At 32.6% G+C, this 18,126-nt stretch carries 21 protein-coding genes; 7 read left to right on the top strand and 14 right to left on the bottom strand.

Annotation, left to right across the window (positions count from 1 at the left end):
* Positions 1-27: 27 nt before the first annotated feature.
* Positions 28-219, bottom strand: coding sequence for a hypothetical protein (locus FJR48_RS04725; protein ID WP_152307009.1), 192 nt, complete (start codon positions 217-219; stop codon positions 28-30).
* A gap of 128 nt (positions 220-347) precedes the next feature.
* On the opposite strand from FJR48_RS04725, the gene FJR48_RS04720 reads away from it, so the two are divergent.
* Positions 348-758, top strand: coding sequence for a c-type cytochrome (locus FJR48_RS04720; protein WP_152307008.1), 411 nt, complete (start codon positions 348-350; stop codon positions 756-758).
* Here the strand turns inward: FJR48_RS04720 and FJR48_RS04715 are convergent.
* The 5 genes from FJR48_RS04715 to FJR48_RS04695 all read right to left on the bottom strand — a co-directional run bounded on the left by FJR48_RS04715 (position 751) and on the right by FJR48_RS04695 (position 4,419).
* The gene (locus tag FJR48_RS04715) at positions 751-1,896 is read right to left on the bottom strand and encodes an MFS transporter (protein ID WP_152307007.1); all 1,146 of its coding nucleotides are present in this window, start codon (positions 1,894-1,896) and stop codon (positions 751-753) included. The genes FJR48_RS04720 and FJR48_RS04715 overlap by 8 nt on opposite strands.
* Positions 1,897-1,911: 15 nt before the next feature.
* The gene (locus FJR48_RS04710; RefSeq protein WP_152307006.1) at positions 1,912-2,202 is read right to left on the bottom strand and encodes a Dabb family protein; all 291 of its coding nucleotides are present in this window, start codon (positions 2,200-2,202) and stop codon (positions 1,912-1,914) included.
* A gap of 171 nt (positions 2,203-2,373) precedes the next feature.
* Positions 2,374-2,766: a hypothetical protein gene (locus tag FJR48_RS04705; protein ID WP_152307005.1), complete on the bottom strand. Its 393-nt coding sequence runs from the start codon at positions 2,764-2,766 to the stop codon at positions 2,374-2,376.
* A gap of 10 nt (positions 2,767-2,776) precedes the next feature.
* Positions 2,777-3,058: a hypothetical protein gene (locus tag FJR48_RS04700; protein WP_152307004.1), complete on the bottom strand. Its 282-nt coding sequence runs from the start codon at positions 3,056-3,058 to the stop codon at positions 2,777-2,779.
* Positions 3,055-4,419: a cadherin domain-containing protein gene (locus tag FJR48_RS04695; protein WP_188108630.1), complete on the bottom strand. Its 1,365-nt coding sequence runs from the start codon at positions 4,417-4,419 to the stop codon at positions 3,055-3,057. Before FJR48_RS04695 ends, FJR48_RS04700 begins: the two co-directional genes overlap by 4 nt.
* A 139-nt stretch (positions 4,420-4,558) precedes the next feature.
* Between FJR48_RS04695 and FJR48_RS04690 the strand changes: the two genes are divergently transcribed.
* Entirely contained in the window at positions 4,559-4,774 is a 216-nt protein-coding gene (locus FJR48_RS04690; protein ID WP_152307002.1) for a hypothetical protein, read from the top strand.
* On the opposite strand, the gene FJR48_RS04685 is transcribed toward FJR48_RS04690, so the two are convergent.
* The 7 genes from FJR48_RS04685 to FJR48_RS04655 form a co-directional block, all read right to left on the bottom strand.
* Entirely contained in the window at positions 4,771-6,129 is a 1,359-nt protein-coding gene (locus FJR48_RS04685; RefSeq protein WP_152307001.1) for an SLC13 family permease, read from the bottom strand. The two genes, FJR48_RS04690 and FJR48_RS04685, sit on opposite strands and share 4 nt — an antisense overlap.
* A 9-nt stretch (positions 6,130-6,138) precedes the next feature.
* A complete protein-coding gene (locus tag FJR48_RS04680; protein ID WP_152307000.1) occupies positions 6,139-7,029 on the bottom strand; it encodes an NAD(P)H-dependent glycerol-3-phosphate dehydrogenase in 891 nt (296 codons plus the stop codon).
* The gene (locus tag FJR48_RS04675; protein ID WP_152306999.1) at positions 6,998-7,714 is read right to left on the bottom strand and encodes an NAD-binding protein; all 717 of its coding nucleotides are present in this window, start codon (positions 7,712-7,714) and stop codon (positions 6,998-7,000) included. Before FJR48_RS04675 ends, FJR48_RS04680 begins: the two co-directional genes overlap by 32 nt.
* A complete protein-coding gene (locus FJR48_RS04670) occupies positions 7,711-9,276 on the bottom strand; it encodes a potassium channel family protein (RefSeq protein ID WP_241856127.1) in 1,566 nt (521 codons plus the stop codon). The genes FJR48_RS04675 and FJR48_RS04670 overlap by 4 nt, the downstream gene beginning before the upstream one ends.
* Positions 9,277-9,280: 4 nt before the next feature.
* A complete protein-coding gene (gene gatB, locus FJR48_RS04665) occupies positions 9,281-10,705 on the bottom strand; it encodes an Asp-tRNA(Asn)/Glu-tRNA(Gln) amidotransferase subunit GatB (RefSeq protein ID WP_152306998.1) in 1,425 nt (474 codons plus the stop codon).
* 72 nt (positions 10,706-10,777) lie between these two features.
* Entirely contained in the window at positions 10,778-11,557 is a 780-nt protein-coding gene (locus tag FJR48_RS04660) for a PhzF family phenazine biosynthesis protein (RefSeq protein ID WP_152306997.1), read from the bottom strand.
* A 20-nt stretch (positions 11,558-11,577) separates the two neighbouring features.
* Positions 11,578-12,108, bottom strand: a complete 531-nt coding sequence (locus FJR48_RS04655; RefSeq protein WP_152306996.1) for a pyridoxamine 5'-phosphate oxidase family protein — start codon at positions 12,106-12,108, stop codon at positions 11,578-11,580.
* Positions 12,109-12,251: 143 nt separating this feature from the next.
* Between FJR48_RS04655 and FJR48_RS04650 the strand changes: the two genes are divergently transcribed.
* The 3 genes from FJR48_RS04650 to FJR48_RS04640 all read left to right on the top strand — a co-directional run bounded on the left by FJR48_RS04650 (position 12,252) and on the right by FJR48_RS04640 (position 14,035).
* Positions 12,252-12,674, top strand: a complete 423-nt coding sequence (locus FJR48_RS04650; protein WP_152306995.1) for an Hsp20/alpha crystallin family protein — start codon at positions 12,252-12,254, stop codon at positions 12,672-12,674.
* 107 nt (positions 12,675-12,781) lie between these two features.
* Positions 12,782-13,573 carry a hypothetical protein gene (locus FJR48_RS04645; RefSeq protein WP_152306994.1) on the top strand — a complete coding sequence of 264 codons (792 nt, stop codon included), beginning with the start codon at positions 12,782-12,784 and terminating at the stop codon, positions 13,571-13,573.
* Between the two features lie 72 nt (positions 13,574-13,645).
* Positions 13,646-14,035 carry a DUF6858 family protein gene (locus FJR48_RS04640; RefSeq protein ID WP_152306993.1) on the top strand — a complete coding sequence of 130 codons (390 nt, stop codon included), beginning with the start codon at positions 13,646-13,648 and terminating at the stop codon, positions 14,033-14,035.
* A gap of 5 nt (positions 14,036-14,040) precedes the next feature.
* Here FJR48_RS04640 and FJR48_RS04635 read toward each other — a convergent pair whose 3' ends face one another.
* Positions 14,041-16,413: an EAL domain-containing protein gene (locus FJR48_RS04635; RefSeq protein ID WP_188108629.1), complete on the bottom strand. Its 2,373-nt coding sequence runs from the start codon at positions 16,411-16,413 to the stop codon at positions 14,041-14,043.
* A 144-nt stretch (positions 16,414-16,557) separates the two neighbouring features.
* Here FJR48_RS04635 and FJR48_RS04630 point away from each other — a divergent pair, with 144 nt between their 5' ends.
* Both FJR48_RS04630 and FJR48_RS04625 read left to right on the top strand, forming a co-directional pair.
* Complete coding sequence (locus FJR48_RS04630; protein ID WP_152306991.1) at positions 16,558-17,649, top strand: porin; 1,092 nt, start codon at positions 16,558-16,560, stop codon at positions 17,647-17,649.
* A gap of 9 nt (positions 17,650-17,658) precedes the next feature.
* Positions 17,659-18,120 (top strand): type 2 periplasmic-binding domain-containing protein, encoded by a 462-nt coding sequence (locus FJR48_RS04625; protein ID WP_152306990.1) that lies wholly within the window; start codon positions 17,659-17,661, stop codon positions 18,118-18,120.
* The last annotated feature ends 6 nt before the right edge of the window (positions 18,121-18,126 follow it).

Below are 18,126 nucleotides of genomic sequence, written 5' to 3'. Positions count from 1 at the left end.
GTAATATTATCTAAATAATGGATAACATTATTTTCTAGGGGCAACTTTATATGATTTATCTTGTGCTAAATTTTCATCTGAATTATCATACATATTATAAGCTATAGTATATATAACTCCTATAGTTAAGCCTGCCAAGATTACGGCAAAAACCACCTTTTTCTTTTCACCTTTTAAAGTATCATAATCTGCAATATCTTCTAAACGAGGTTCACCCATAGTAAGCTCCTTCTATAAATTTTTTTATACATTAACAAATCTTTAATACAAAAAAAGTAGTATATAAAAATTACTTACAAGATTTAAGTATTTTTTATATTTATAATTTTAATAATAAAGGAAAATAATTGAAAAAGTTGATTCTATACTCCATATTTTTTTATACATCACTTTTTGCTGTTGATGGATACAAAGTATATAAAGACAAATGTGCAAGTTGTCATATAGAGATGATAAGCAAAGAAAAAACAATAAATAATCTTGACAAAATAAAAGCACCTCCTATGGTTGAAGTCTCAAACCGCCTAAAAGAAAATATTATAATTAAAGACGATGATGAAGATACACATCGTCATTTGGTTATTTTGTTTATTAAAGATTATATTATAAATCCAAATTTAGACTATTTTATGTGTAATGCCGGAGCATTGGAGCGTTTTGGGGTAATGCCTAGTTTAAAAGGAAAAATAACTCATCAGGAGAGTCAAGCAGTAGCTGAGTGGATATACGACAGGTATGAAGGTATAGAGTTTAAGTAGCCCTACTTTTTGTAAAAAACTTTCCAATTAATATAACTATAAAAAGGATAACTCCGCTTACTATAAAAAAATTTTTAATACCGACTTGTCTAACAAGCGGCATTGTAGCTAGAGGTGAACAAAATTGCCCGAAAAAATAAGCACTCGATAGATACGCAGATGCTTTTATACGTTTAGTATGATGTGCGACATCAAGCATCCACGAGGTCATATTTGCCATTAAAAGTCCTCCGCCAAAGCCCATTATGGGCGATGTTAAAAAGAAGAAATAAACATTATTTACATTTCCTATCAATATAAATCCGGTAGCTATAATACCCATTCCGATTAGATAGATGCTACTAAAATGAAACTTTGCTTTAAACTTTGCAAAACTAATAGCACCAAGTGCATTAAAGACAAATGCCATAGCTATAATAGCTCCCGTTAAAGTACCGCTTGCTCCAAAAACATTTATCATCAAAAACGGCATCTGAGTCGGTAATATATAAAATACAAGCATCAAAATAAACGCTAAAAGATATATATACCAAAGATTATGGTTTAAGTATGTATCGTCTTCCTCTTTTTGTTCATGTGTGTTTATCTCTACAAGATACTTTATAACAAATACTAAAACAAACAAACCAAGTATATAGATGCCAAAGGGATAACGCCAGTCTATATCGGAAAGAATTCCCCCTCCGACTATAAACATGATTCCGCCTATGGATATAAACGCACTTTGAGTTCCCATAAACTTGTGTCTTGCTTCATTTTTAAAATAATCGCCGATAAGCGTAGTAGCTATTATCATCAAAAGTGCTATAGCAATACCGAACAAAAACCTTGAAAATAAAAGATTATAAATATCTTGAAGGTACAGACCTGCCGTACCAAACAAAGAAAAAAGAATCAAAGCTATAACAGATGCTCTTTTTTTACCTATTTTATAAACTAAATGACCTAAAAACGGAGACAACAAAGCTATAGCCAAAGACGGCAAAGTAATCATTAAACGCGAAAAAAGTTCAATATTTTCTATATGTTCAAAATGTTCATTTAGATGCGGAAGCATCGTCACTATTGCTACGTTTGACATCATAGTCAGCATCGAAATTAGCAAAAGTGTTATCTTTGTTGCGGGTGAAATATGCATTATAAAACTTTTTAATTATAATTCATAATCTACTACTTTTGAAACCTCTGTAACTTTCTTTATAAGCTCGACTACTTCAAGATGTGCAGGATGCACGGCATAAGCTTTTAAATCTTCTTTTGTTGCAAAAGTAGAATAAAGTGAAAGGTCAAATGCGCGCTCACTTTGGTTAAAGTCAATTCCGACTTCCATTTTCTCTAACATTGGTATTTTTGATTGTAACTCTTCTAATTTACTTTTTACTACTAAAAGATTTTCTTGTTTATTTTCATCTTTAAACTTGAACATAACTATGTGGACTATCATTTTAAACTCTTTATATTGTATTGAGTTTGGATTATAGCATATAGATGTTATTATTATACAAATAAAACGGACTTAAATATAGACAATAAAAATGAGTTCACCGTACATCCTAAAATGATAGCTTCTAAAAATATGGAAACAATTTATACAAAATTGTTAACAGTATAAACTCTATCTAGGATAGTTACCTACTTTAGACTTTTTATACAGTTTATACAATTTTTTTCTATCTTCTTGAGATACATCGTGTTTTTTATCTTCTATACCACTAGAAGCAGATATTTCAGATGTTTTATTCGCTGGTTTTTCACTAGTTAAGTTTAAAGAATTATTTGCATCTATAGTTGCTTTATAGTAAAACTTATCTGTTGGATTCATTATAATAATTGAGCCGTCACTTTCTATCCAGTGAAATGATGAATCACCTTTTAGAACTCCTTCAAATTTAGTTCCATCGGGTTGAGTAAATGTTCTTGCACCTGGAAAAGCAGGTCCTGCAAAAGTAAAAGTAGTTAAGAACACAAGCATTAAACTTATTTTTAAGAATAAATTTTCTATTTTCATAATTTTTCCTTTATTTAGTTACTCTAATAGTCATTTCTCTATTAGTATAATCTTCTGCTATAACTTGGATAGTATAGTTTGTATTTGTACCGTCATATAACCTAGTTTCTGACGTAGGTATAGCCGTATCTCCTTGAATATAAACATTATCAAAATATGCCGCTAAATTTTGTGTGTCGGTAAAAAGTATATTATCTTTTTGCATAAGTGCAACTTTATAATGGTTAAGCGATGTCTGTACACCCGATTCAGAATTATCTGCTTTATTTGTATCTACATGATATGCCATCATAAAGAGTCTGTCTTCCGTAAAATCATGATCAATATAATTACAGATATATCAGAGTTTATCTTTGCCGTATCTCTACACTCAACCAAAAAATATTCATTTGCCGAGCTTGTCTCAAGTTTGATTATATTTTTTGAACTACACTTTATAGTAACATCCGATGATGAATTAAGCGTTGTTACATTTACGTCCAAGAAAGAATCTGCCCTGTTAAATGCACTGTACTGCGTTGGTGTTTCACCGTAGTATGCATCACCGACTTTACGTGCCCACGAACCGGAACTCATAATATCATACCACCCCAAACCTGAACTAATATTGAAAGGATCATAGTAATCATCCAAAGCCAATAGGGAGTGGCCTAGTTCGTGTGCTATAATACCTATGGTTGCTTTATGGTCATCATGGTTTGCACCAAATCTTCCATATGTTCCACTGGTAGCTTCTACACCTGTGTATTTCATAACATACTTACCATCTACGGTTAAGTTTGAATCTGAGGGAAAAGACCAAGCATGCGCCCAAATAGAGTGAGTTGCATCATCAGTGTATGATTCTTCGCCACCTGCTACTATAAAGATAATATTTAACTCTTTTCTATCTAAAGAACCGTTAGCATTTGTATCGAGTGCCGCAAAATCAGCATTATTTACTACCTCTAAGTTTGTTATTGCCGAACTTAAGTGTGTATCTCTCCAAGAAGATTCATCGCCAGAACTACTTCCCGGATGAGAAATACCCATATTAACCATAATAATACCGTCGTTTGCAGTTCCTGAACTTTCAGTTATCGGTTCAAGCTGTAACTCACCTTCGGTTGTCTCATAAAACCAGCGATTAACTGAATTTAGAGATTTATTAAATATTTTATCATACCATATTGAAGAATCTGTTTCAAAATAATCATCCCAATTCATTACTACGACTATTGTCGGAATCTTAATAACTGTTGCAAGATCATCATCAATATCGTTTATATTTATAGTAACATCTTTACTTGTACTGTCCCCTGCTTCATTTGTAGCATATACGCTTAGGTTATAAACTGATTTAGCTTCATAATCAAGCAGTGTTTTAGTTGTTATAACCCCTGATGAGGCAATACTAAAGTTTGTTGTATCACTTAACGTAAATGAACTTATACTACTATCACCTGAATCGGTAACACTTATAGTACCTACCACCGTATTTATAGAAGCATTTTCATCCACAGAAGCTGAAAAAGCAGATATTGTAGGAACAATACTACCTGTAACACTAGAACCAACAGAAACATAAGCAGATGAAGATGAAGATCCACCCCCACAACCTGTCAGTAAAAACAATAAGCCAAATATGTATAGAACTGTTATTTTTTTTCTCATCAACCAATCCAATCTTTTTTTAATAATTGGTATATTACAATTTAATAAATAAAAACTAACTAAATCTAATTTTTTTGTTTCCATTTAGTTAATAATACAAATTTATTATTTTTTTATATCTATTTTACAATAATACAATATGAAAAGAATTATTAAAGAGATTTACGGTGCGGGAATACTGTTTTTTTATTTTTTTAAATGGCCATATTTTTTAGGATTTCCATACTTATATATAAATGGATTAAACCAAAACTACATACTGGATGCACTTTGGTTTTACTGTCTGTTTTTAATTTTAAAAGATGTTTATGTGATGATAAAAAATAAAAGAATTAACAGATGCAAAAAAGACTAACTGAGAATCCCTTTCCAAAAAAACTCGGCTATCATAACTATACAAAATATACCTACAAGATTTAGAATAATCCCGTACTTCATCATGCTTTTAACATTTACGACTCCACTACTCATGGCTATGGCATTTGGTGGAGTTGCGATAGGCAACATAAAAGCATAACTTGCACAAAGAGTTGCTACCATCATAAAAAGTGTTGTATTTATACCTGTTTGGATAGAAACAGAGTATATAACAGGAAGCATTATAGATATAAGTGCAGTATTTGAAGTTATCTCTGTCGTAAATGTTATAAGCATAGCTACCGCAAAAAGTAAAAGTATCGGATGAAGTTCCGTCATAGTTATAAGATACGATGCAACCTCCGATGCAAGCCCTGTTTCGCTAAAAGCCTTCGCTATAGAAAACCCGGCTCCAAATAAAAACATAATCCTGTATGGAATTTTTGCTTTATCTTCCATCCACTCCAATATATTAAACGGCGGTGCAAAAAGTATAAGTCCTGCAGCGAGTAACATTCCTGCTTCACTTAGTCCAAGACCGGACCAAAAAGGCTTCATAGGTGCGTTTAGAAGCAACATAAATATAAGTCCACCTATAATATATAAAACTTTTTTTTGATTTTTTTCAAGCGGTTTTTTATCGTTTACCCTGTCTAATGGAACATTTGGAACTCCAAGACTAAGTAACATACTTACTACTATAAACATTAAAACAGCAAGCGGGACAACCATCCACATCCACTGAAAAAACGGTATAGCATCCATCCCCTTATCAGACATAATTCCTAAAAGTATAAGATTTGGAGGTGTACCGATAGGTGTCATAATCCCACCAACACTCGCACCATATGCTATAGCAAGAGCAAACCTAAGTTTTAGTTTTACATCTTCTGTTATAAACAAAGCTATCGACATAAGAAGAAGAGTTGTAGTCGTATTTGAAAGAATTGAGCTTAACAATCCTGAAGTTATGGCTAAAGAAAATATCATACCCCTTGGAGTATTTGGAAAAAGAGAGAGTATCTTGTCTGCTATCCAAGTATGCAGGTTTGTTTTCTCAACTGCAATTGCTATTAAAAAACCACCTAAAAATAGATAAATAATCGGATGCGAATAGTTTATTGCCGTTGCTTTTGTGTTTAGTATGGAAAAAGCTGGAAACAAAATAATAGGTAAAAGTGAAACCACAGCAAGTGGCAAGCCCTCATTTGTCCAAAGAACTACCATCATTGCAATAAGACCTAGAAGTGAGGCTTGTGTAGGATTGAATATACTGATTGAAATCCCAAAAACAAGCAAACCTATTAAAATACCTATAGATATTTTTTTAATTTGTTCTTTGTGTTCAATCATATATATCCCTCATTTTGAAAGTAAATCTTTTAAACTCTCTTGCGGGTCTTTGCCCTCTAGCATCTCATATACCTCTTTTGCTATAGGCAGGTACAAATCTTTATGTTCAGATATCTCATGAAGTGCATAAGCCGTACCGATGCCCTCTGCTACTTCGCCAAGCTCTTTTAAAATCTCATCTTGATTTTTTCCTTTGGCTAATCCAAGCCCTACACGGAAGTTTCTACTCATAGTCGAACTCGCAGTCAAAAATAAGTCTCCTGCTCCGCCAAGTCCAGTAAAGGTACTTTTTTTTGCACCGTAAGCCAACCCAAAACGCTGCATCTCAACAAGTCCGCGTGATATCAAAGCTGCAGCCGCATTTTTACCAAGACCCAAGCCTTCACAGATGCCCGCGGCTATCGCTATTACGTTTTTATATGCACCTGCAACCTCTGCGCCTATAACATCAGTTGATGTATAACTTTTAATAAAAGAGGGAAATATATCTGCAAAATCTCTTGCTAACTCTTCATTGGTCGAGTTTACTACAAGTGCAGTAGGTAATGATTTTTGAACTTCTACCGCAAAAGACGGACCGGACAAAAAAGCTATGTTTGCATCAGGTACGTATGGTCTGTATATGTCGTTTAAAAAACGCCCGCTGGATGCTTCTATACCCTTAGCTACGACCAAGACTTTTTGCCCATTGAACCTAAAATTTTCTTTTAACCATGTAGAGACTTGTTGAGCAGGTATTGCCATAACAATGTACTCACATTTTAAGGCTTCTTCTAATGATACAAAATTTGGCAAGTCACGAGGCGTACGGGAAGTGATAACTACATCATTTTTTTCACTAAATGCGTATGCTAATGCACTCCCCCACTTACCTGCTCCAATCACCCCAATTGACTTCACATCTACTCCCTATCAAAGATTCAAATTCTATTATATCGTTATCATACCCAACTACTATTAAAATATCTCCATTTTTTATAGCTTTATGTTTAGCTTTTGACGAGTATATAAAGCTAGAACTAATATCGTCTTGCATAATTGATAAAACTATAATCCCAAAATCCTCACCCCAGTTTACTTCAAAAGGATATTTTCCTATAAAGCTTGCTTCTTTTTCCACACGAATCTGAGCGATTTTCAAATCACTTTTTTCATATAATATTCCGTGCATAACTTTAGTAACTATAGGTTTTCTTAACATATCGCTTATCATGGCTGCAGTTGTTTGAACAAGTGGTATTACCTTATTTGCACCGGCTAAGGTAAGTTTATTTGCACCCTCTTTGTTTTTACAAAAAGCTATAATATTTAGGTTTTTAAAAGTAGCTCGAAGTGACAAAGTTAAAAATATATTTGTAGCATCGTCTTGAAGTACGCAAAATGCTACGGAATTATCCATATCAAACTTATTTTCAAGTTCCGACCAATCATCACTCAAATCAAAATGACTAGAATCTTCATTTTTTTCCAAACTAAAGACTTCTATATTTTTATATTTAAACGATATATTTTTAGCTATCTCTAACGAATACTCGTTGTAACCGAAAATAAGTGCTGCTTCTTTCTTTTCTACCAATTTTTTCATCTAAATATCTTTTTTTGCAGTGCTCTTTTAAATTCACGAATAAATAAAGAGTTCCCAATCACAACCAAATAATCACCGAGCTCAATAACCGTATCCGACTTAGGATTAAAAATAAACTCATCACTCTCTTTTTTCCATATTCCCAAAAGAACTACGCGAAATTTTTCATTTTCAAGTTGATTGATACTTGAGATATATTTTAAGATGCGACCAGTTACCAAAATCTCTTCCATATCTACACCTGAAAACTCACTTCTTAAAGCATGAATAACTTCAAAAGCAACAGGCTGACCGACAAACTCTTTAGCTATCATACCGACTAAGTCTTTTGCGTATATAATCTCGTTTGCACCTGCAATAGAGAGTTTGTTTCTATGCATCTCCTCCATCAATAGTGAGAGTATATAAACATCTTGATGCATTGAGCGAACCGTCAGAGTCGTATATACATTTTCAACATCACTTTGACGCAGTGCCAAAACTGCTTTTACATGTTTTGAGAGGTCAATATTTAACTTCTTATAACTATCCACCTCTCCCGGATCAAAATTAAGAGCTTCAAAACCGTCTTTAACAGCTTGCTTTATACGTTTTTCATCTTCATCCATAACCAAAATTTGAAAATCGTTTTTTTTAAGCATCTTAGCAACTTCTCCTGCTACACCTTCATACCCGCAGATAAGATAAAAGTTTTTAAATTTTGAAACGTTATCGATACTTTTCATCTCTTTCATCTCATCAAGTTTTTCACTAAATGCGGATACTACAAGTGATGTTGAAAAAGCTAAAACCGCTATACCCGATGTTATAACTACAAGTGCTACTGCACGACCCTCCGTTGTAACAGCCGTGACATCTCCGTAACCTACGGTTGAGATAGTAACTATAGACCAATACAGTGCATCAAAAAGTGTATTTATAGGTGAGGACGGATTATTTGCTTCCATAACATAAACAAGAACAGACGATACAAATATAATGATAGATGCGAACATCAGAAGAGTTATAAACTCAAATTTTTTAGTTGCTAAAACCGATACGAATGTCTGAAAACTCTTTGCATAACGAAAAAGCTTAAATACTCTAAATAGTATCAATACCCTTAAAAGCCTAAGTTGATGGAAAAAAGGTATTATTGCAAAAAGGTCGATTATAGCTTTTATAGAAAGAATATATTTTAGCTTGTCTTTTGCTACTACTATAAAAAGTTTTTTAAGACTAAACTCTCGATTTAAAAGTAGATTGTGCTCATTTTGATGGATAACAACCTTTGAGATGCTACTGCTTACCCAAAATCTGAGCAGATACTCTATTAAAAAAATTATTGAAATTATTATATTATTAAAATTTATCCAAAATTCATTGATATCATGCTTAACATCACGGATAAGGATATATACACTTAAAAATATAAGCGTTATCATAAATCCGTCAAAATATTTTTTTAATCTGTAATTATCGTTTTCTAAAAGGTTATAAAAAAACTTTTTTGCATCGTTGTATTTTTGTGAGTCGTCTAAAGCATAGGATATATTTATAATAGCCCTGCTTAAGATACTCACTTATCTATCCTAGTTTTGCTTTTAAAATTTCATTTACGGCTTGAGGACTTGCAGTACCTTTACTTGCTTTCATAACCTGACCAACAAAGAAACCAAAGAGCTTTTCTTTACCGCCTTGGTACTCTGCTACTTTCTCAGGATTTGCACCGATTATATCATCACAAATAGCTTCAATAGCACCCGTATCTGTTACTTGTTTAAGTCCAAGTGCATCTATAACACCATCAACATCAAGGTTCTCTTCAACAAGCTTGTCCAGTACCTCTTTTGCAGCTTTACCGCTGATAGTCTGATCTTCTATACGCTTAACTAAAAGCCCCAGCTTCTTGGCATCTACATGAGTATTGGTGATGTTAGTGTCACCTTTTAGACGAGCTTGAAGTTCAACAGTCAACCATGTAGCAGCATTTTTCCCACTGATGCCCTGTTCCATCATCTCTTCAAAATAGTGTGCCATCTCAACACTTGATGTTATAACACCTGCATTGTACTCACTTATACCGTACTCTTTTACAAACCTGTCACGTTTTTCATCAGGAAGTTCAGGAATTTTTGAATAAACTTCAAGCATCTCGTCAGTTACTACGGCTTTTAGTAGGTCAGGTTCAGGAAAGTAACGGTAATCCGCAGCTTCCTCTTTACCACGCATAGAACGTGTTTCATTTTTATCCTGATCATAAAGTCTTGTCTCTTGGTAGATTTCGTCATCATATACACCATCTTCCCAAGCTTCCGTTTGTCTTTGAACTTCTACTTCTATCGCTTTATGGATAAACTTGAATGAGTTTATATTTTTAACCTCAACACGAGTGTAAAGTTTATCTTCACCCTTTGGACGGATAGATACGTTTACGTCAACACGAAAACTACCCTCTTGCATATTTGCATCACCGATATCCAAGTAACGGATAATCGAGTGAAGTTTTTTAAGATATAAAATTGCCTCTTCTGCACTTCTCATATCCGGTTCAGATACAATCTCTAAAAGTGGAGTTCCTGCACGGTTTAAATCGACTTTTGAGATATCGCCATCGTGGATATTTTTACCTGCATCTGCTTCGATATGAGCACGATTGATGCGGATAGTCTTATGACTTCCATCCTCAAAGTCAATCTCTAACTCACCGTGTTCAACTACGGGAGTATAAAGCTGAGTGATTTGATAAGCGGATGGAGAATCCGGATAAAAATAAGACTTTCTGTCAAAGTAAGATGTCTTGTTGACTGTTGCATCTATAGCTGTACCAAACATAATAGACTTATGCAGTACCTCTTTGTTAAATACAGGCAGTGCACCCGGAAGTGCTAAACAGGTTGGACAAGTGTTTGTATTTTGTTTATGGTTAAAACTCGTAGGACACGAGCAAAAAAGTTTAGTTTTAGTGTTTAGTTGTACGTGGACTTCAAGTCCAATAACTACTTCAAACATAGATTTCCTTAAAAGCGATTAGATAATTAGAGCGATTTTACCTAAACTTTGCTTTTAAAAATCATAAGTCGTTTATATTGAAATTTTTCCTTCCAAATATTTCACAGCTTCTCCCGATATCTCAACCTTATCTGCATCTAACTTACAAAACACTTCCCCACCTCTTTGTGAGACCTGTTTAGATGCAAAAGTGTTCTTGTTTAGTTTATCACTCCAGTAAGGGACTAACTGAGTATATGCAGAGCCGGTCACAGGATCCTCATCTATCCCATGGCTTGGTGCAAAAAATCTACATACAAAGTCATAGTTTGAACTTTTTGAAGTTATGATAACTCCGCGCAAGTCAAGTTCTTTTAAAAGTTGCAGATTTACTTTTGCATCCAGTATATCTTGTTCATTTTCAAATACCACCAAGTAGTCCATAGATTTGTAACACTCTATCGGGGTTTTATCAAATGCATTTATTATCACTTTTGGTATCTCACATTTATCTATTGTTTGAGCAGGAAAATCCATAACATACTTTTTATCTTCTTTTTTTACTTTTAAAATACCGCTTTTAGAATTAAACGCAATCACATCATCTTTAAAACTAAGCAGTTCAAACAGTACATATGCACTTGCAAGTGTAGCGTGTCCACACATATCGACTTCTGTATTTGGTGTAAACCAACGTATATGATAATACTCATCCTCTTTTACAAAAAACACTGTTTCTGAGAGGTTGTTTTCTTGTGCTATCTTTTGCATTAGGGCATCATCAAGCCACTCTTTTAGCGGAATGACTGCCGCAGGGTTTCCTTCAAATACTTTAGATGCAAATGCATCTATTTGGTACATATCCAAAGTCATAGTTTGAACTCCTTTTTATTTTACAAGTCCTTAAGATTTGGAGGGTTATGACGCTTTTTCTTATACTCGTCCAGTTTTTCATTTTCATGCATATTTTTAACCCAGTCTATTAACGCACTTCTATCTTCCTTATATTCCATAATCGGTATGCTCGCACCGCAACTGGACTCAACTGCGTAGATATTAAACTTAAATATATCCCTTATCAAACCTGTTTCTATATTAAAAAGACTATTTAGTTCATCAAACTCTTTGCTCGTATATTCGACTATTTCAGCTTTACAAAATATGCGAAGTATCTGCGCAGCACCCTCAAAAGCATTAAATACAAGTGTAAATTCGCCTTGTGCTTCTGCATCTCTGTAAGTTCTGTTGCCGCTTCCGGGATAATTTGCGAAAACTATAGTTTTTTCATCTAATACACGAATAGTATCATAACCTTTTGGTGAGAGGTTAACTTCCTTACCACTGCAAGATGCTATATAAAATAATTTTTGCTTTTTTATAAACTCTATATCTTTTTCTCTTAAATGTTTATATTGCTTTCCCATGAGTAACCTTTAAATATATTTTGAAAAGTTTAGCAAATATAAATAAAAAAATATTAACAATTTAAAAGAAATGCCACTTAAGTGGCAGACACATATATTTGAGTTGTATTAAAATTATGCCACTTAAAACAAAGGAGAAAATCATGTTATTAACACAATACAATCCATTTAAAGAACTTAGAGATTTAGAGAGTAAACTTTTTAGCAGTCGTGATTTAAGCACTGAAGACAGTGTTATGAACTTTACTCCTAAAGTTAACACCCGTGAGGGAGAATATGCCTATCATATAGATGTTGATTTACCGGGTGTAAAAAAAGAAGACATCAAAGTAGATGTTAAAGATAATATTCTCGTTATCAGTGGTGAGAGAAGTCATAAAGAAGAAGTCAAAGAGGAAGATTATTATCGTATCGAGAGTAACTTCGGAAAATTCACAAGAAGCTTTACTATCCCTGATAATACGGATATTGAAAATATCGAAGCTAAAAGCGATAACGGTATATTAGAGGTTGTAATACCAAAAGTAGAACCTATAGACACTACGAAATCTATTTCGGTGAAGTAATAAAGCTTACTTCACTGAAATTCACTTTCAGCATATACTCCCCCAAACTTTTAAAGGAACTATTTTTGCTTGTTAAATAATAACATTAATTGCTATAGGGGTAAGTTATGCAAATAAATACAAATAACAACAGTTTGGTAAATGTTTCCGCAACTAAACAAAATAATGTAAGTTACGGTTTATCGGCTTCAAAATTTATGGAGCAGGTTGACCCTGAAATAGCTGAGCTATTTGAGCAGATGAGCGAAGGTTTGGATGCCGACACGAAACTAAAACGTGCTATGAGTTTGTCTCTTCATCTTACCTCTGGTCCTATGTTTTTAAAATTTAGTGACGGCGATTATCCAGATGATATGCCAGATAACGTAAAAACTGCTATGCAACAGCAAACTAAAGAGTGGAATATTTTAGAGACTGATAAAGAAAGAAATATATATACACTTGACTGGATGATAGAGAGTATTGCTTTTGAACAATCAAGTGATCCTGAATTTGAACAGTTTTTAAGAGATATACGCCAATCATATTCAGGTGAAACAAAATCCGACTATAAAACTCGTGATGAGATAAATGACGAGGATGCTGCTTTGCAACAGTTTAAAAAAGATCTGACTACAAAAGGTGCCATCAAATTTCTATATGATTATAATATGGAAAAAATTGAAGAGATGGTTGAAAAATATAAACAAGAACTAATTGATAACTTAGGAGAAAATCCAACTCCTGAAGAACTTGCACAAATCGATGATATGGTAGAAGATTATAGAAAACTACTTTTAGAACAGCTTATGGAGTTAAGCGATTCAGATAAAAATTCACCTCTAAATATAAGTCGTTTGGAGTTTGAAATTATGAATAATCTAGATGCTACTTTAGAAGAAGCCCTTAAATACAAATAAACTTCATTAATAATTATAATTACTTTAAGATATATTAGTTAAAATTCTAACTTTTAAGAAAGGATTTGACTAATGAAAAAAACTGTATTTATGGACAAATACCCCGTAAATTCTATGGAATTACAAAAAAATGAAATTTCTCAAAAAACTATCAATGAAGTTTTAGAGTATTTTAAAACTAAAATAGAGGCACATCCTATATCTACTTTTATATCTATATTTGACCATTATGAGCATACAAAATCACTTAAGGGTGAGATAAATAAAGATATATTAGATGCAAAAAATATTGTTTTTTGTTTTGGTGCAGCACTGCCAAATACAAAGATGTTGGCTGCAAGACCAAGAAGCATAGGTATAGCCGAACTAGATGACAAATTTACAATAGATTTTATTGATGCTCCAAATGAAACACTAAATGAAGTTATGATTACTTGGTGTAAAGAGTTAAAAACTAAATAATAGTTTTAACTCTTTAAAAAATTTCTTTCAAAATCCTTGTTTGATTGAGGCTTTCCATATAAGTACCCTTGAATGTAGCTACAACCGTTTTCAACTAAAAATCCACTCTGTTTGTCAGTTTCTACACCTTCAGCTAAAACTGTAAGATCCAGACTTTTGCATAATGCGATTATAGCCTTTATAATTGCTACGTCTTCTTCATCCTCAGGTATGTCGTTTACAAACGATTTATCAATTTTAAGTTTATCTATCGGTAGAAGCTTTAAGTGTGAGAGTGATGAGTAGCCTGTTCCAAAATCATCCATGGATATTCTTATACCCAATTTATTTATCTCTTTTAATTTGGCAATAGATTCTTCATAATTACTCATAATATGACTCTCGGTCACTTCAAGTTCAATCCATTCAGGTTTGCATCCTGTTTCTTCCAAATTACTTTTTAACATACTTACAAAGTTTTCATGTTGCAGATGCTTTATAGAGAGGTTTAAAGATAAGATCACCGGATTATATCCTTGTTCATTCCAAATAAGCATCTGCTTCATGGCAGTTTTCATAACCCACTGATCAATTTCTATAATCATCCCAATCTCTTCGGCAAGAGGAAGAAAATCTAAAGGTGCGATATATCCATCCTCAGGATGATTCCATCTTATTAGTGCTTCCATTCCACTTAATTCATTTGTTTTGGCATTAATCTGCGGTTGGTAATATACTTCAAATTCGTTATTTTCTAAAGCAAAATCAAGACTTTGTTTCATTTTGATTCTATTGTAACTGTAGTTACTCATATCTTCAGAATAAAACTGGTAATTATCCTTACCCATACTTTTTGCCTTGTACATAGCTATATCGGAATACTTAATTAAATTTGATTTATCCGTTGCATCTTTTGGATATATACTTATACCGATACTTGTAGAGACTTTAAAAACATTTCCGTTAATATCTATAGGTTTTTTTATCGTATCTATAATTTTATCGGCTATTACAGTAATGGAGTTTATATCTTGCAATTCTTCAAGTATGATAGTAAACTCGTCTCCTCCTAATCTTGCAAAAGTATCTTCTTTTCTTAGTACGGTATTTATTCTAAGCACTATGACTTTTAAAATTTCATCTCCCATATCGTGACCAAACGAGTCATTGATATGTTTAAATTCATCCAAATCTATATAAAAAAGAGCAAATTTATTTTTATGACGTTTAGCTTTTGCTATAGCTTGTTCTATTCTGTCTTTAAATAAAACTCTGTTTGGTATCTGTGTCAAAGTATCGTAATGTGCCAAGTTTTCAAGTAAAAGTTTTTGTTCTTCAAGCTTATTTGTACGATTTTGTATTTTGTCTGCCATAGAGTTAAGTGCAATTAAAAGAGTATTAAATTCCGTAGTCGTATTTTTATCCTCTACTCGTGCAGAATAATCTCCACTACTGATCTTATTTGCTACATCAACAACCTTTTGAATTGATTTTACAATATTTCTAGAAAGTAAAGTTAAAATCAAAAAGGTGATAATAACAATTAAAATACTTACTTTTTTATTTATTGCCAAAGATTTACTAACATCTTTGTTTATCACGCTTATAGGTATAGATGCAATAATTTTCCAGCCTAGTGCTTCACTAAATCCAAACTTTGAAATTTCATCGTATGAAGCAATTACGTCTTCATTTTCAAAATCTTTAAAGTGAAAAATTCTATCATCAAGTTCGTTTTGTGAATTTAGTTTATCGATATCTGTAAAAGATGCCATAATTTTTTTTGTTTTGTCGCTGCTTATTATAATATTGTTATTTTTATCAATAATATATATAGCTTTATCTCCATTTACTTCATCATCAAAATTTGACAATAATAAATCAATATTTTTTATATTTATCTCAATAACCAAAAAATAATCATAATCAATCATTTTTTTTATCATGTATATATATGCTTCATCATTATTTGTTACAAGTTCGGATAAATATACTTCATTTATAGCGGAGGATTTATAAGTTGTTAAAATATTTCTTACTTCCGATGAAATATTTTTTCTTGATTTGTCACTGGCTATAAGTACCCTAGCTTCCTTATCTAAGAGTGTCAAAGAATTTACGTCGTTTTTATTCAATGCTAAATTATTAAACTGTTTTTCTATTGTTTTATAGTTTTTTAAACTCAGTAATTCACCGACTCCTCCGGCAATAATATTTAAATCAGAAGAGCGGTGTGAAATTGCTTGATTGATAAGTAGGGTTGTTAATTCAGTTTTATGTTTTAACTCTTTGGCATAAGTTAATTGTAGTGTTTTACTGCTTTGTTCAAAACTAATATACTGATATATAAATAGTGGAACAACAGATATAAAAACACCTGCAAAAAATAGCTTAGTCATTAGAGAAAACATTAAATTTAAGATACCCTTTTTTACTTTAAATATTTTTTTTGGAGAAATTTAGAAGATTGTAACATAAATCAAGAAAAATATTGCTATTATAAAAACCTTAAGAGTAAATTTTACATAAAAGGGAAAATTAAAATGAAAAAATGGATTTTACCGTTTTTGTTACTGATGTTTTCTTCTCTATATGGGGATTGGACAGACAAAGTAACCATAAACGGTTATTTTAATTTCGAGTTTGAAGAACATATCAAAGGAGATAAACACTGGCGTTCGGATGAGTATGCTTCATTTGATTCAGATATGATAGATATTGTTTTAAACGTAAATGCGACGGATCGCCTGCGTCTTGCAGTAGATTTTACTTGGGAACATGGAAGCCAAAGTGAAATCGATAAAGGTAACGTAGGTTACGAATATGCATTTGCTGAATATACATTAAGTGATAAGCTAAGAATCCGTGCAGGAAAAATGTTTACGCCTTTTGGTATATATAATGAAATACACACTGCAAAACCATCAACAATAATTCTTAAAGAACCAAATCCGACAAACAAGATGTATTTTATATCCAATGACGAATATGAACAGACGATGCTTTACCCTCGTTGGGGAACCGGTGTAGCATTGCTTGGTAACGATATGATATTTGGGATGAGTTACGATTATATACTACAAGTTACAAACGGTGATTTAACTTATGGAGTAAATAAAAATGAATACGACAAAGACGATAACAATCAAAAAGCGATAACTGCACGTGTAAGGGTTGATTTAACAGATGATTTACAAATAGGTGCATCTGCATATCATGATAAAATGATTCATTATGATTCTTCTAGTAATGCTCTTGGAAATATGGTAGTAGATTCTCAAGGTTTACAACTAATCTGGCATATAAATGACGACTTTCGTTTAGAAGCAGAGTATATGACGGGAACTTTAGACGTAGAAGGGATAAAATCGTTTAGACGAAGCGGTTTTAGTATTTTACCAAGTTACTTTATTACCGATATTGTGAATCTATATTTTTTATATTCAAAAGCAGATCCAAATCACGATGTTAGTAAAAATAGCGTTGTAAATTATGCACCCGGAGTAAATATAGAAGTTGATGACAATATGTTTATCAAAATGGATTATTACAATGTTGAATCAGAAGTTAATAATCCACTCTTTGGCGGAAAAGACTATAGCGAAATCAGAGCCGCTTTAGCTATCGGGTTTTAGGAGGATATGATGAAATTTTTTAATAAAATAATAAAATCATTACTTCTAGTAAGTGTTTTAGCACTTTTGGCACCTTCACTTTATGCTGATTCTAAAGGTGTAATAGTTGTAAGTAAAGATGTAAATGTAAAAAATCTTAGCAAAAAAGAACTTGAACGTATATTTCTTGGAAAAACAACGATATGGGATAACGGTAAACGCATCCAAATAGGTTTAAGCACTGCCGATGGCGAAAAAACAGACCACTTTTTTAAAGAGATGATAGGTAAGAACCAAAGACGTTTTAAAAAGTACTGGTTGAAACTCGTATTTGCAGGTTATGGTATAGCACCTAAACTCTTTAGTGATAATAGTAAAGTAATAAGTTATACAAAAAGGCAAGAAGGTGTAATTTCATTTATTACGGCTGAAGAACTTGAAAATATTGAAGGTTTAAAAATCGTCTCAATAGACGGAAAGAAATCTTTTTAAACTCTC

It is taken from the genome of Sulfurimonas lithotrophica (genome assembly GCF_009258225.1).
In the GTDB taxonomy this organism is placed as follows: Bacteria; Campylobacterota; Campylobacteria; order Campylobacterales; family Sulfurimonadaceae; genus Sulfurimonas; species Sulfurimonas lithotrophica.
The sequence above is the reverse complement of the archived record's forward strand: the minus strand, read 5'-3'. Positions and strand labels throughout refer to the sequence as shown.